This window comes from Capsulimonas corticalis, from assembly GCF_003574315.2.
Taxonomy (GTDB): Bacteria; Armatimonadota; Armatimonadia; order Armatimonadales; family Capsulimonadaceae; genus Capsulimonas; species Capsulimonas corticalis.
This window is the reverse complement of the sequence record NZ_AP025739.1, coordinates 6831834-6846564: the sequence shown is the minus strand read 5'-3', so window position 1 is coordinate 6846564 and position 14731 is coordinate 6831834. Positions and strand designations below refer to the sequence as shown.

Genomic DNA, 14731 nt, shown 5'->3' with positions numbered 1-14731 from the left:
GTTACCCTCTCCAGCTCCGATTTTCGATATTATACCTCCGGCAACGCGACACGGGTGGAATTTCATGGAATAAGCGCAGGTGACGGCAGAGGTTTGAGTTTGACAAGATTACCGGGTTTCTGTCATACTAGAGAACATTTTCGCAGAGGAGAAAAGCAACGTGGCTGACAATTCGCAACCCGCTGAGCAGTATGATGAGATCTGGAAGCAGCGCCACACCGCCGCGCATGTCCTGGCCCAGGCGGTCGTGGAGATGTTTCCGACTGCGAAGCTCGCGATCGGCCCGCCAATCGAGGACGGCTTCTATTACGATTTCGATCTGCCCCGTACGCTGACGCCCGAGGATCTTGTGGAAGTCGCGTCGCGGATGAAGCGGATCAAGCGTGATAACTTCCCGCTCGTGCGCAGTGAGAAGCCCCGCGAGGAGGCGATTGCCTGGGAAGAGGAGCGCGGCCAGCCGTTTAAGGCGGAGCTGATCCACGATCTTCCGGAGGGCGAGACGATCTCGTTCTACACGCAGGGACCGTTCACGGACCTCTGCCGCGGACCGCATGTCGAGAGCACCGGCAAGATCGGCGTCTTCAAGCTCGCTTCGGTCGCCGGCGCCTATTGGCGCGGCGATGAGAAGCGCGACCAGCTCCAGCGCATCTACGGCTATCTTTTTGACACGCAGGAGGAGATGGACGCGCATCTGGCTCGCCTCGAAGAGGCGAAGCGGCGCGACCACAAAGTCCTGGGCAAGCAGCTCGGCCTGTTCGCGAACAACGGAACGATCGGACCTGGCCTGCCGCTGTGGCTGCCGAAGGGCGCCACGATCCGTCGCGTGCTGGAGCGCCATATCGTGGATGTCGAGTTGGCCTCGGGGTACAGCCACGTCTACACGCCCCAGATGGCGAAGGTCGATCTGTACAAGATCTCCGGGCACTGGGAGCACTATCAGGACGGCATGTTCCCGGTCATGAAGATCGAGAACGAAGAGTTCGTGCTTCGTCCGATGAACTGCCCGCACCACATCATGATCTATCAGAACGATCCGCATTCGTACCGGGACCTGCCGGTGCGCCTGGCGGAGCTCGGGACGATGTATCGATATGAGAAGTCCGGACAACTCAGCGGTCTTTCCCGCGTTCGCGCCATGACGCTCAACGACGCCCATATCTTCTGCCGCGAGGATCAAGTGGTCGAAGAGGTCAAGGGCTGTATTTTGATGGTCGAGGCGGCGTATCGCAAGCTGGGCATCACGGATTACACCTATCGCCTGAGCCTGCACGATCCAAACGACAAAGAGAAGTATGTCGATAACCCCGAGCTGTGGGAGCGCGCCGAGGGCGAGCTGCGCGACGTCTTCAAAGACCTCGGCCTGCCGTACTACGAAGCGGCGGGCGAGGCGGCCTTCTACGGCCCGAAGATCGACATCCAGCTGCGCAACATGCTCGGCAAGGAAGAAACGGTCTCGACGGTGCAAGTCGACCGCCACCTTCCCAAGCAGTTCGGATTGGACTACACGGGCGAGGACGGTCACAAGCACCAGCCGGTCATGATCCATCGCGGCATCATCAGCACGATGGAGCGCATGGTGGCCTTCCTGATCGAGCACTACGCCGGCGTCTTCCCGACGTGGCTTGCGCCGGTCCAGGCCGTCGTGCTGCCGATCGTCGATCGCCACAAAGAGTACGGCCAGTCTGTTGTCGATAAGCTCAAAGCCAAGGGTTTCCGCGTCGAACTCGACGCGCGCAACGAAAAGGTCGGCAAGAAAGTCGCCGAATCCGAAGTCCAGAAGATCCCGTACATGCTCGTCGTCGGCGACCGCGACGCCGCCGCCGGAACCGTCTCCGTGCGCCTGCACGGCGGCACGGACCTGGGCGCGATCCCGCTCGACGACTTCATTGCGCGGCTGGTGGAAGAAACGGCGTAAACTCTTTGAGCAGGGCGCGCCTGCATGGGACCCATGCAGGTGCGCCCTATTTATCGAACGCCAAAAAGTTCGTTCAGTAGAGATGGAGCAGCTTCAAACTGCATCTCAGGAGTGGCGTCTAGACTGGTGCGCATTTGGACCATTCCCGGCGCATCAAGTTCTGAAAATGCTTCTCGCACAACGGTCTTTGCGTTGTGAAATATGGATATATTGCTATAATGGGCCGCCAGTTCTTTCGCGTGCTCCCATTCCTCTTCTGTAATCGTCGAAAGAAGTATGTAGATGTCAAGAGCATGCTTTTGGACGAATTGCAGATTGGTTCGCGCTTCTTCGGCTGATAATTCCGCAGTGGCGGTCTTGTGCGCAAAATCGCGGTAGGCGAGTAATTTCATAACAGCGAGAGTGAACGGGTGGGCGACAAAAGCGGCGCATTCGTAGAATGCCCCCTCGCTTCGGTAGCCAGAGCAGCGAATGGCCGTTGCGAATTCGTTCGCCCCAATCGCTTCATTGGCAATGTGCGCGTCCAGCATAGCGTTGGGATCCAATGAGATAAGCTTTTCATTAACGATCTGGTAAGAGCTTTGCGATTCTTCTGTCGGCGCCCAGGTATGCAGATCTAGTTTTTGCTCGTGGTAGTAGTGGAGTCTTTTATATTGCCAGTAGGCGCGCGTTTTGATCACGCGGAACTTTAGTGTGGCCAGCATGTGCTGGAAGCTGGACCTTAATTCCGGCCTGAGGATTGTTTCCGGACGCAGAACCATATCAATGTCCTGAGTCGCGCGTGCGGGAGCGAGAGGAGTGAGAGTTGTCACTTCTCGTTCGAAGACATCTCGCGCTCTGAGATAGATTCCCAAACCGCCGATGATGATGGGACGGATCTGAGTCTCTCGTAATTCGTAATAGATGTCGAGCAGCGCTCCCATCATCTCGTTTTGTGGTTCACGCATTGTTGTTGGTCTCATCGGAAATGGATTGCTTTTTGCCAATCTCCATGGAGAAAAAGCGGCGAACATTATCCGCCATCTCGCGATCTCTAGCTCCGCCGTTCATCAGCTCAAGATAAGTTTGAACGGGGGACGCCCATGGCAGGCCGCCTTCCATGTGAGCATCGTAATAAACACCAGGATCGGCCATACGCTTAATCACGACATTGGGGAATCTGCTCTCGAAGTCGGCGTAACCGTCCAGCAAATCTAGGCGACGGCAATAAATTGGGATTGGCGGAGACTGCGCCATTGCCGTGTAGTGACTGGCGGATCCCAGACCGGTCACAATGACTTTCTCACTTTGCTTGATGGCCTGATCCACGATAATCTTTTGGATTTCGCCGGGGGATCCGCTGACTTTACAGCTGCGCGCCTCGTGAGGATCGGGGCGTTCAAAATGGCGGACGAGCGCGTCGAGTAGCACATCATATTGCAGGACTCGGATGGCGCGTTGTTCGCGCAGAATAACCAAATCGTCTTCAAGCTCATTGAGCGCTTTGGAAATGGCGCCCTGGGTAATCATGCCTCCGCGTTCCGCGATGAACTTCTCAATAGCGCGGGAGGAGCCGAATTCCGTCTGTATCGCCAATGTCCGGGCGACGAGAGAGGATGCGCCGCGATACGGATTTGGTCCCTGGCGGCGAGACGGGTATCGATTTGGCGCGCCGCTTTGATAGATAAATATTTCGCCTGGGACGTGAATAATACCGTTGCCGGAGAGGTCGACGCCGCTTATCCCAGCCGCCTCTAAGCGCTCCAGCGCCTCTCGACTGAGATAGGGCGTAAAAATCATGGGGAGCAGGCCCATATCCTGGGAATATCGCGTTGCCTGTCCAATAGCCGCATCGATGATTTTGGGCGTAGATTGTGTCTTGCATTCGACGACGAACGTGTACGTTTTGGCGCCCCACGTGACATCGACGATCGCGTCAGCGCCGGTAATCGATGTCTTCGGGGCCGGCGATCGAAATGGGGCGAGGCGCGCGCGAACATCCAAGGCGGGAAAACGTACTTGTCCGTTGAATAAAGACGCCAGCATTTGATGCTCTGTCAGCGGTACATCTCTTGATATTCCTGATTTGTTCATATTTCTCAATTAAGAATATACCCGTTTTTAGGAATATTTTTAATGTGAGTGGAAAAACTTCACGAAATATAGCCGACTCATTGTTTGCTTCTCTTGACTCCTATCGTGGAATAAGCTATACTGTAGGGAGTTTTTTACTGGCTAAATGCAAGCGCGCCAGTATGCTAACGGTCGTCAAAACTGACGTTTTCGAGCGAGCGATTTCGGAGGAATTTTATAAACAGTCGGGATTTTCGCAGAGACCCGCGTGAGCCGCGGGTAAACATGAACGAGCGGATTCGAGCGCGGGAGATCCGCGTCATCGATGATGATGGCGGTCAGCTGGGCATCATGACGCCCCGCGAAGCCCTGGCGATCGCACGGGAGCGCGGGATCGACTTGATCGAAGTCGCGCCTCAGGCGCAGCCGCCGGTCTGCAAGATCATGGACTATGGCAAGTTCAAGTACGAGCAGGCCAAAAAAGAAAAAGAATCCGCCAAGAAGCACAAGCAAAGCGAACTGAAGGGCATCCAGATGTTTCCGAACATCGAGGATCATGACTTCAATGTCAAAGTTCGCAGCGCCATCAAGTTCCTGGAGGACGGCGACAAAGTCAAGGTGACGATCCGGTTCAAGGGACGCCAGATCACGCACCCAGAGTTTGGCCGCCAGCAGATGGACAAAGTCACCAATATGGTCTCCGAAGTCGGTCAGGTGGAGAAGCCGCCGTCGATGGAAGGCCGAATGATGACCATGATCCTGAGCCCGCTGAAGGCGGGTGGACCCAAGCCCGCCGCGCCGGGAGCTCCCAAGGCCCCCGCCGCGCCGAAGCCCGCCGCTCCGCGTCCTGCGGCGCCCGCAGCGAATACGGCGCCAGTCGCCGCGCCCGCTCCGGTCGTAACGCCCGCGCCCGCCCCGGAAGCGGCTGCGCCGGCGGCGACGCCCGCGCCGGCTCCTGAGCCGGAGAACCCGCCCGCCGCGTAAGCGATCGTGTTCGAGCGCTTTCGCTTCGTGTCCTTCGCGGTCCATTCGGAACGCTGATGGGTTTCGGGATGGATAAAAAGAATCGCATCGAACCCGGCGCGACGTGTGGCCGGGTTCGTTGTTGCGTGAAGAAGAATTGCGGGGAGTCCCTGTGGGCGCCCTGAATAGAGTTTTTGTACGAAGGAGACTGATACGATGCCGAAGATCAAGACCCGCAAAACCGCGGCGAAGCGCTTTAAAGTGACGGGCACCGGCAAGCTGATCCATCAGCATGCTTACCGCAATCACCTGAACATCCACAAGGGACCGGGAACGTCCCGCAAATTGGCCGCCGAAAGCCAGCTCTACAAGGGCAAGCTCAAAGCCATGAAGCGCATGCTTCCCAACGGTCTTTAATTCGATTTAAAGACCTGGCGGTCTTGAATTTATTTAAAGCGCAATTTTTCGCCGCAGCGTTTTGCGGCGTCATTGATATTAAAAGAACCGGGCGCGTGAGCGCCCGTAAAAGGACAGAGATATGGCACGTGTCAAGCGTGGCGTGATGCGCCACAAGCGTCACCACAAGATTTTGAAGGAAGCCTCGGGCTACTTCGGCGGCAAGTCTCGCCTCTACAAGAGCGCGAACGAACAGGTCATGAAGTCCGGCAACTACGCCTACCGTGACCGCCGCAACAAGAAGCGCAGCTTCCGCTCGCTCTGGATCGCGCGTATCAACGCCGCCTGCCGCGCGCAGGGCGTTCAGTACAGCCGCTTCATCGCCGCCCTCGGCGCCTCGGGCATCGAGCTGGATCGCAAGGTCCTGTCGGAGATGGCGATCAGCGACATCAACGCGTTCAATTCGCTGGTGAAGTCGCTCAACATCACGGTGGTGGCCCCGACGGCCGGCATCGCGACGTCTTAAATCACGATCATGACACCGTACGAAGAACTCGCGCAAATCGCGATGGAAGCCGCCGACGCCGTGGATAACGCGGGAACAGTGGCGCAGCTGGACGGTGTGGAAGTGGACTATCTGGGGCGCAAGGGCCGGTTAACCGGCCTTCTGCGCCTCGTTGGTTCTCTGCCCGCCGAGGAAAAGCCGCAGTTCGGACAAGCCGTCAATGTCCGCAAAGCGGACCTGCTGGAACGCCTGGGCGCACGCCGGGGCGGTCTGGCCGCCGCCGAGCGCGCCGCGCGTCTGTCCGCCGACTCGGTGGATGTCACCCTGCCCGGGCGCAATGTCTGGACGGGCGGACCCCATCCGATCACGCGCCAGATGCAGGCCGTGAAGGATGCTCTGATCTCCATGGGCTACTCGTTCGACGAGTACCCGGACATCGAGCATTATCATTACAATTTTGAGATGCTGAACTATCCTCCGGATCATCCAGCATTCGACGAGCAGATGTCGTTCTATATCGACGACTCCCATCTGCTTCGCACCCAGACGACGGCGTTCCAGGCGCACGTGATGGAGAATCAAAAGCCTCCCATCCGGCAGGCGACGATCGGCAAGTGCTACCGCTACGAAGCCGTCGACGCCACGCACTCGCATACGTTCCATCAGGTCGACCTGCTGGCCGTGGACGAGGGTCTGACGCTGGCGGATCTCAAGGGGACGTTCGCGCAGCTTGTCAAGCTGCTGTTCGGCGACGTCACCATTCGCTTCCGTCCCGACTTCTTCCCGTTTGTTGAACCCGGCGTCGAAGTCGCCATCCAATGGGGCGAGGGCTGGCTGGAGCTGGGCGGCGCGGGCATGGTCCACCCCAACATCCTGGAGTCGATGGGAATCGACAGCGAGCGCTATACGGGCTTCGCGTGGGGCCTGGGCATCGACCGGATGCCGATGGCGAAGTACGGCATCGACGACATCCGACTTTTCGCGGAGAACGACGTCCGGTTCCTCCGGCAGTTTTGAACCGTAGATTTTAAATCATGAAATTTCCCGTGGAATGGCTGCGCGAGTTCGTCCCGACGACGCTGGATGACAAAGCGCTGGCCGACAAATTGACCATGGCGGGCCTCGAAGTGGAGGAGATCACGCCGTCGGAAGACGGTCCGGTCTACCATACCAAGGTCACGCCTAACCGAGGCGATTGGATGTCCCTGCTCGGCGTCGCCCGCGAAACGGCCGCGACGCTCGACACGAAGATGTCCTGGGCGCCCACGCCGCTGCCGGACGAGAATGACGACGTGCGCCGCTGGGCGGGCGTGGTCATCACCGACACCGCAGGTTGCCCGCGCTACGCCGGCAAGGTCGTGCGCAACGTCACGATCGGCCCGTCGCCCGACTGGATCCAGAAGCGCATCGCCGCCTGCGGCATGCGTCCGGTGAACGTCGTGGTCGATGTTACGAATTACGTGATGCTCGAACTCGGCCAGCCGCTGCACGCCTTCGACTACGACACGATCCCCGAAGGCAAGATCGTCGTCCGCCCAGCCAATGCCGGCGAGACGATTGTGACGCTGGATGGCGCCGAACGCACTCTTCAAGCGGGCATGCTTGTGATCGCCGACCGTGAGAAGCCCATCGCCGTCGCCGGCGTCATGGGCGGCGCGGAGACCGAAGTCACGGACAAGACGCGGCATATCTTCTTAGAAGCTGCGCTGTTCGACGCGGGCAGTATTCGCCGGACGTCCAAAGTGCTTGGCCTTTCCACGGATGCTTCTTATCGTTTCGAGCGCACGATCGACCCCGAGATGGTTCCCCTGGCTCTGGAGCGCGCCGCTGAGCTGCTGGCGGATCTCGCGGGCGGCGAAGTCGCGCTGGGCCGGATCGATCTGTATCCCAGCCCCGCGCGCGCTCTGCCGATTGCTTTGCGCCCCGCGCGCACCAATGCGATCCTCGGCACGGATCTGAGCGATGAGACGATTGCGCACTCGCTCACGCGTCTGGGCCTGATCGTCGATCCGTCCGTGACGCCTTTCAAAGTCCTCGTGCCGACCTTCCGCACCGACCTTCTCAAAGAGATCGATTTGATTGAGGAAGTCGGCCGAATGATCGGTTACGACACGCTGCCCGAGTCGCTGCCCGCCGCGCCCGGCGCCGGAGCGGTGGACGCGCCGCGCGGCAAGTTCGCCGGCGATCTGCGCACCGTCCTCACCAGCATGGGTTTGCAGGAAGCGCTGACACATTCGCTCGCGGCCCCGTCGCCCTTCGACGATCCCAAAAAGGCAGACGAGCGTGTCGCGATCCGCCTCGCGCTTTCGGCCGAGCTTTCGGGCCTGCGCCAGGCGCTCGTCCCGAACCTGCTCGAAGTCCTGTCGCATAACCTGCGCCAGCGCGAGCCCGACGTGCGGCTCTTTGAAGTCGGCAAAGTCTTCGCGAAGGGCGAAGGGGTGAGCAATTATCTGGAGACGCGCCGCGTCGCCGGCGTTCTCACCGGCGCCGTCTCGCCCCGCCGCTGGACCGGCGAAGAGATCCCCGCCATCGACTTCTACGCCGCCAAGGGCGTGGTCGAAGGCCTCTTCACGCGCCTGCGACTGCCCGCGCCGCAGTTCGTGCCCGGCCAGGTCCACGGCATGCATCCCGGACGCACCGCGCTGATTGAGCTCGATGGTCAGCCCATCGGCTACGTGGCCGAGCTGGACCCCGACGCCGTGAAGTCCGACCTGAACGTTCCCGCTAGCGTCGGCCGCGTCGCCGCCTTCGAGCTGGACGCCGACGCCCTGCTCGCCATCGCCGCCGACACGCGCCACTACACACCGCTCCCGCGCTTCCCCGCCGTCACCCGCGTCCTCGCGGTCGTGGTGGACAGCGAAGTCGGCTACTGGGCGCTCGAAAGCACCGCGCGTTCCGTCGTCGAAGAAACGCTGCTGGAAGAGATCGCCCCCGAAAGCATCTACACCGGCGAAAAGATCGGCGAAGGCAAAAAAAGCGTCGCCATCCGCTTCGTCTTCCGCGCCGCCGACCGCACGCTCACCGACGCCGAAGTCGAGGCGCAAATGCGCGCCGTCGAAACCGCTCTCGCTGAGCGGGTGGGGGCCGTGCATCGGTAAGTCCAGCTAGGCTAGCATAAGACTGAGATTAAGGGCGAGCGCTATTCAGCGTTCGCCCTTTTGATTGCATGACGGGAAAGGTGATAATAACAGCGAGAGCATGCTAATGGATATTATTGAACAATCCAAACTTAAGAGTGTTGATGGCGTGCTGGCGTGCCTGGGGGGAGGCGCCAATATTAACGCGCTCAAAGGCAATATCACCCCACTGATGATGGCGATCGTGTGCGGGGCTAGCGATGAGTTTCTCCAGTTTTTGCTCGACCAGGGCGCTAGCGTTCATAAGGTCAACCGTTCCAAGGAAACGCCGCTAATGATCGCCGTGCGTCAAGGCCATCCTGGGATCGTTCGTTTTCTTTTGCAGCATGGCGCGGATATCAATGCAGTCGACAAATATGGCAATACCGCTGTCATGATTGCGAATGATGGCTGCTGTCTTCATGAATTGGTCAAAGGCGGCGCGGACATTCACCAAAAGAATGGGCTGGGGATGAGCCTCTTAGATCGTGCTTACAACGGCAGACAAGCCCCTCTCGCCTGGGCCTTACTTGAGGCGGGAGCGCGGCCAGAAGACATGCTTCTCGCGCCAGTAAAAGGTGGGGTTGCACTCGATTGGATCACGCACATTGTTCCGGCGGTCCATGCGGCCAAGACGGGCGACTATGATCTGCTGAAAGCACAATTAGATGGTGGGATTCCAACCGATGCGCGTATTGGAGATAATGATCCTGCTCCTCTGCTCCTCATTGTTGCAGAACGTGGTTACGTCAAACTTGTCTCACTCCTATTGGAGTACAAAGCAGAGGTTGATGTCACACAAAGGGTCGGAGGAGGGACACCGTTAATGCGGGCCGCCGATGAAGGCTATAACGAGATTGTCACATTATTGCTCATGGCTGGATCAGACATCAATCGTAAGACGGATCGCGGACAAACCAGTTTGTCCTATGCAGCGCTCAGCGGGCATACGGAAACGGTTAGATTGTTACTGGAATATGCGCGAAGCAATGAAATTGATTTGGACAAGACGTTGGCGCTGGAGTGGGCTTTGGAAAAGGGGCATGGAGAAATTGTGGATTTGCTTCAGTAGGTACAAAGCCGTTACTACCTACGAAGAAAATAGCCCATCGCCTTGATTAGGTGATAGGCTATTTCTTTCAACCTTACGTAACCCTCGTGCGGCTTGAGTTACGAACGCCCTCTTTCCTGCCCGAAGTGCCTTTAGCAGAGAAAAAGGGGAAACTTACCCAAGCGCGGGGAGATGGGGCTTTTAGCTAAACCAGAGTTTGATCTCGGCTTCGGCGTTCTCGACCGAGTCCGAACCGTGGATCAAGTTCTCGCCGACCGAGTTCGCGTAGTCGCCGCGGATCGTGCCGGGGGCGGCGTCGCTGGGCTTGGTGGCGCCGACGAGCTTGCGGGACAGGGCGATCACGTCGTCGCCTTCCCACACCATCGCGACGACCGGGCCGGAGCTGATGAAGCTGACGACGCCTTCGAAGAACGGCTTATCGCGGTGCACTCCGTAGTGCTCCTCGGCCAGTTCGCGGGTCGGGGTGAGCAGCTTCAGCTCGACAAGCTTGAAGCCCTTCTGCTCAAATCGCTGTATGATCTCGCCCACCAGGCGGCGCTGCACTCCATCCGGCTTGACCATGAGAAACGTTCGTTCCAAAGTATTAGACTCCTTCACACCGACATTGTTGGGAACAAAAGCCCCAGTAGTATAGTATAATCACTTCAGATTGTCAAGTTTTCGACCGACCTTATCAAGGAGTATTCACCTATGATCCGTCCATTGATCGCCGTGGCCGCCACTATGCTGCTCGCGTCCTCCGCCTTCGCCGCCACCCCCGCCAAAGTCGTTAAGAAGGCCGCCGCGCCGGCCGCGCTCGTTTGCCCCGTCACGGGCGATAAGATCGCATCCGTCGGCGCCGCCGCCGGGCACAGCACCTACAAGGGCAAGACCTATTACTTCTGCTGCGCCGGCTGTAAGCCCGAGTTCGACAAGAACCCGAAGAAGTTCGTCGCCAGCGCCGCCGTCAAAAAGCCGATGCACGCGATGTAATCGCGGCTCGTGGCCGCCTTTTTTCAAAACAGCCGGAGCGTTTGCTCCGGCTGTTTTCGTGTTTTTCGGACGCTTGCGGATTGACAGATCGGAAAGCCTCCTATATACTGATAAAATCAAAGTGAGATTAGATTTCTGTAAGGATATAGAATCTTACTATTCCGGACAAATTTGCGAAATATTCAGAAGAAATCCGTTATGATTGACTCTATAATAAGGGCAGACTAGACACCCCCAAAGAGAGTTTTGAATTGTCATGATCAAAGTAGCCATGATCGGCGCGGGCAGCGTCGTATTCTCCAAGAACCTGACCGGCGATATCCTTGGATATCCCGAGTTTCGCGACGCCACGTTTTCCTACATGGATATCGACGCCGAGCGATTGGAAGTCGGCGCCAATCTGTGCCGCAAGGTGGCGAAGACCCTCGGCGCCAATCCGACGATCGAGGCGACGCTCAATCTGCGTAAGGCGCTGGAAGGCGCGGATTTCGTCATCAATATGGTCCAGATCGGCGGGTTTAACTCGACGCTGGTGGACTTTGAGATCCCACGCAAGTACGGCCTGAACTTCACCATCGCGGACACTACCGGACCCGGCGGCCTGTTCCGCGCCCTGCGCACCTATCCGATGCTGACGGAGCTGGTTCACACGATGGAGGAGCTTTGTCCGGACGCGGTCCTGCTGAACTATTCGAACCCGATGTCGATGAACATGCAGACGATCACGCGCACGAGCAGCATCCGCGCCGTCGGTCTCTGCCATAGCGTCCAGGGCACGTTCAATCAGCTGATGGGATATATCGGCGAAGATCCCGAACAGGTCGCCTTCACCTGCGCGGGCATCAACCATATGGCGTTCTACCTTCAGATGAAGAAGAACGGCGTCGATCTGTACCCGCGATTATTCGAGGCGATGGACGATCCCAAGGTCTACAACACCAACAAGGTCCGCTTCGAGATGATGAAGCGGCTTGGCTATTTCGTCACCGAGTCCAGCGAGCACAACGCCGAGTACAGCCCGTACTTCATTCCGCGCGGCCAGGAAGTCATCGACCGCTATGACGTTCCGATCGACGAATATCTGCGCCGCTGCGACGGCATTGTCGACGAGTTCGAGCGCATGAAGACTTTTAGTGTCTCCGACGAGCCGATGGAGGTGCATAAGAGCCACGAGTATGGCAGCACGATTATCCACTCGATCGTCACCGGAACGCCGTCGGTCGTCTATGGCAACATGCCTAACAACGGCGCGATCTCGAACCTGCCTCACGACGCCATCGCCGAAGTTCCGACCCTGGTGGACCGCAGCGGCCTGCGCTTCACGACCGTCGGCGCGCTTCCCACGCAATTGCTCGCCTACATGCAGCCGCATGTCGCGCAGCACGAGCTGTTCATCCAGGCGGCGCTGCAAGGGCGACGCGATCATGTCTATCAGGCCGCGATGTTCGACCCGCTGACGGCGGCGACTCTGACACTGGACCAGATCGTGGAGATGTGCGATGAACTGATCGCCGCCCATGGAGACTTGCTGCCGAAGCTCGACACCCCGATGCGCGTGCCGACCAGCGGCAAGGAGTTCGGCGCGGTGGACCCGCGCGATCTGCGCGCCAGCTGGGACGCCGCGCAGAAGGCCGCGACCGAAGACGCCATCGGGGAATGGAGCGTTGCGGGACCGTTCTCGGGCGAGACGGCCGGAGAGATCTCGCTGGCGCTGCCGACGGCGCTGGAATCCGCACTGGGCGCCGACGGTCAAATCGACCGAAGCGCCGAGTATACCGGCGCCGACGGCCGCAAGATCGCCTGGCGCAGCGCCGCAACCGCCAAGGGGGTCGTTAACCTTCTGGCGATCGTCGGCAACTATGACTATGTGGCGGCTTACGGCTACGCGGAGCTCGAATCGATCCATGCGCGCGAGGCGGTGCTGCAGTGCGGCAGCGATGACGGCATCCAGATCTGGCTCAACGGCCGCGTCATTCACACAAACGACGCCAAGCGCAGCTTAAGCCCGAAGGAAGATAAGGTCGCCATTCGCTTGAATGCCGGTGTTAACCGCATTCTCGTCAAAGTCACCAATCATGACGGCGGCTGGGGGTATTCGGTTTCCGTATCGAAGCCGAACTTCTAGCGCCACTCATCGAAACAGAGGTTCAAGCTCGTAGACCCTTATAGCGCAATTGTACAACCGATGACGATCACGCCGATTCCGGCGAAGTCCGCGCAGGTCCGTTCGGCCGGCGGCGTGCTCGTGTCGGCGCAGCGCTATCGATGGTACCACGAAGGACTCTGGGCAGACGGCTCGGCGGCGGCGACCTTCCACATCGGGGAAGGGATCGTCGCCGCCGGCTCCGACCGCCTCTGGCCGGTCGTCCGCCGCGACGGCATCCGCACCCTCACCGTTCCCTCCTCCCATGGCGGAACCGCGCTCGCGGCCTACTTCATCGGGAACGAAGGAATCTTCCATCCCGTAACACGCGTGACACTGGGCGACAACCGCGCCGGCGGCTTCGACCTGCTGGGCAACGGCTGGCGCGGCAGCTGGCTGAGCGCCCATGGAGACCGCGCCCACGCCCTTACCTTCCGCGCCGACCGCGACCCCGCCGAACACTACCTGATTGCCCCAACTAGCGGCGCTCCCGCCGTTCCCTTCGCCGCCGCCCTGCTCGTCGCCTACGTCATGATCGAACACGATCTCAAAGAAGGCTGGCGCGTCCGGCACTCGTTTTCCGCGGCTTCGGAGCGGTAGGGGGGGAATAGGGACGAACGCAGACTCACTCCCCAAACTGCATGCGTCTGCGGAACTCGCGGGGCGATTGGCCGCATTCTCGCTCGAAGATCTCGTAAAAGCGGCTGGCGGAGCCAAATCCGGCGTCGAAGGCGATGTCGACGATCTTAGCGTTGGTGGTCGCCAGCAGGCGCTGGGCGTGGGAAAGGCGGTGGCGGGTGAGGTATTCTAAGATCGACATCCCGAAGTTTTTCTTGAACAGGGTCATGGCGTACTTGGGATGCAGGCCGACGAGGGCGGCGATATCGCTGACGCCGAGGGGGTCCGTGTAGTGGGCGGCGATGATGGCGGTGATCCGCTCCACTTTTTCCATCTCGTTGGCTGTGGAGGCGAGGCCGTTGACGCGCTCCGCGTCGCGGCTGAGCGGCGTGTGCGTCTGGAGCGCCACGGAAAGCCGGCGCATGCGCGCCTCCATCTCCAGATAACACGTCTTTTCGCGCGCGGGGTTGCAGTCGGCCAGTTCGTCCGCCCAGCGCGGGAGCAGCACCTGATCGATGAGGATGTTGGAGTCGTCCTGATCGATGACCAGAGCGCCGTTCAGGATGGCGGTCGTAAGCTCGCCGGGGATGCGCCATTGCAGTAGCCGGGCGAGCGGCAGGTAAAAGCAGTAAAAGGTCGGGTCGCCTTCGGTATGGATCAGGCGATGCGGAAACGCCGCCCAGAAGACCGCCAGGCGGCCGGTGGGGACCGTTCGCTGGACGCCGGCGAAGAGATAGGTCATGCTGCCCTGCGGTAGAAAATTCAGCTCGATCTCCTGGTGCCGGTGGTATGTCGGCATGACCGAAGGCCGGCCGTCGATGACCGTCAGTCCCGTGCTTTCCTCAAATGTCACCCACTCTTCACCACGCATGATCTTACTATACCGGACATCGCGGCGGCGGCGCAACGGGAATCCGGCGTCAATCTCACGCCCGATGATTGACAAATCAAATCGGATGGGATAGTATCCACATAATGA

The 14731-nt window shown here is 59.4% G+C and carries 14 protein-coding genes; 10 read left to right on the top strand and 4 right to left on the bottom strand.

The features are described from left to right. Positions 1-160: 160 nt before the first annotated feature. Complete coding sequence (gene thrS / locus D5261_RS29725; RefSeq protein ID WP_218025670.1) at positions 161-1915, top strand: threonine--tRNA ligase; 1755 nt, start codon at positions 161-163, stop codon at positions 1913-1915. Between the two features lie 50 nt (positions 1916-1965). On the opposite strand, the gene D5261_RS29720 is transcribed toward thrS, so the two are convergent. Both D5261_RS29720 and D5261_RS29715 read right to left on the bottom strand, forming a co-directional pair. After that, positions 1966-2862, bottom strand: coding sequence for a hypothetical protein (locus D5261_RS29720; RefSeq protein WP_119322837.1), 897 nt, complete (start codon positions 2860-2862; stop codon positions 1966-1968). Continuing rightward, the gene (locus D5261_RS29715; protein ID WP_125206125.1) at positions 2855-3988 is read right to left on the bottom strand and encodes a hypothetical protein; all 1134 of its coding nucleotides are present in this window, start codon (positions 3986-3988) and stop codon (positions 2855-2857) included. The genes D5261_RS29720 and D5261_RS29715 overlap by 8 nt, the downstream gene beginning before the upstream one ends. A gap of 264 nt (positions 3989-4252) precedes the next feature. Here D5261_RS29715 and infC point away from each other — a divergent pair, with 264 nt between their 5' ends. From infC to D5261_RS29685, 6 genes are all read left to right on the top strand, one after another. Then, on the top strand, positions 4253-4951 hold the full coding sequence (gene infC / locus D5261_RS29710) for a translation initiation factor IF-3 (protein WP_119322839.1): 699 nt from the start codon (positions 4253-4255) through the stop codon (positions 4949-4951). 195 nt (positions 4952-5146) lie between these two features. Then, positions 5147-5347 carry a 50S ribosomal protein L35 gene (rpmI, locus tag D5261_RS29705; RefSeq protein WP_119322840.1) on the top strand — a complete coding sequence of 67 codons (201 nt, stop codon included), beginning with the start codon at positions 5147-5149 and terminating at the stop codon, positions 5345-5347. Between the two features lie 121 nt (positions 5348-5468). Then, positions 5469-5852 (top strand): 50S ribosomal protein L20, encoded by a 384-nt coding sequence (gene rplT / locus D5261_RS29700; RefSeq protein WP_119322841.1) that lies wholly within the window; start codon positions 5469-5471, stop codon positions 5850-5852. Positions 5853-5861: 9 nt separating this feature from the next. Continuing rightward, the gene (pheS, locus tag D5261_RS29695; protein WP_119322842.1) at positions 5862-6848 is read left to right on the top strand and encodes a phenylalanine--tRNA ligase subunit alpha; all 987 of its coding nucleotides are present in this window, start codon (positions 5862-5864) and stop codon (positions 6846-6848) included. 17 nt (positions 6849-6865) lie between these two features. Further along, entirely contained in the window at positions 6866-8929 is a 2064-nt protein-coding gene (gene pheT / locus D5261_RS29690; RefSeq protein ID WP_119322843.1) for a phenylalanine--tRNA ligase subunit beta, read from the top strand. A 106-nt stretch (positions 8930-9035) separates the two neighbouring features. Then, on the top strand, positions 9036-10019 hold the full coding sequence (locus D5261_RS29685) for an ankyrin repeat domain-containing protein (RefSeq protein ID WP_165864386.1): 984 nt from the start codon (positions 9036-9038) through the stop codon (positions 10017-10019). 180 nt (positions 10020-10199) lie between these two features. On the opposite strand, the gene ndk is transcribed toward D5261_RS29685, so the two are convergent. Continuing rightward, positions 10200-10598, bottom strand: a complete 399-nt coding sequence (gene ndk / locus D5261_RS29680) for a nucleoside-diphosphate kinase (RefSeq protein WP_119322845.1) — start codon at positions 10596-10598, stop codon at positions 10200-10202. A gap of 111 nt (positions 10599-10709) precedes the next feature. On the opposite strand from ndk, the gene D5261_RS29675 reads away from it, so the two are divergent. From D5261_RS29675 to D5261_RS29665, 3 genes are all read left to right on the top strand, one after another. After that, positions 10710-10991: a YHS domain-containing protein gene (locus D5261_RS29675; protein WP_119322846.1), complete on the top strand. Its 282-nt coding sequence runs from the start codon at positions 10710-10712 to the stop codon at positions 10989-10991. A 256-nt stretch (positions 10992-11247) separates the two neighbouring features. Further along, a complete protein-coding gene (locus D5261_RS29670) occupies positions 11248-13116 on the top strand; it encodes an alpha-glucosidase/alpha-galactosidase (RefSeq protein ID WP_119322847.1) in 1869 nt (622 codons plus the stop codon). 60 nt (positions 13117-13176) lie between these two features. Continuing rightward, entirely contained in the window at positions 13177-13734 is a 558-nt protein-coding gene (locus D5261_RS29665) for a hypothetical protein (protein WP_119322848.1), read from the top strand. A 25-nt stretch (positions 13735-13759) separates the two neighbouring features. Here the strand turns inward: D5261_RS29665 and D5261_RS29660 are convergent, their stop codons facing one another. Then, on the bottom strand, positions 13760-14698 hold the full coding sequence (locus tag D5261_RS29660; protein WP_165864387.1) for a helix-turn-helix domain-containing protein: 939 nt from the start codon (positions 14696-14698) through the stop codon (positions 13760-13762). Between the last annotated feature and the right edge of the window lie 33 nt (positions 14699-14731).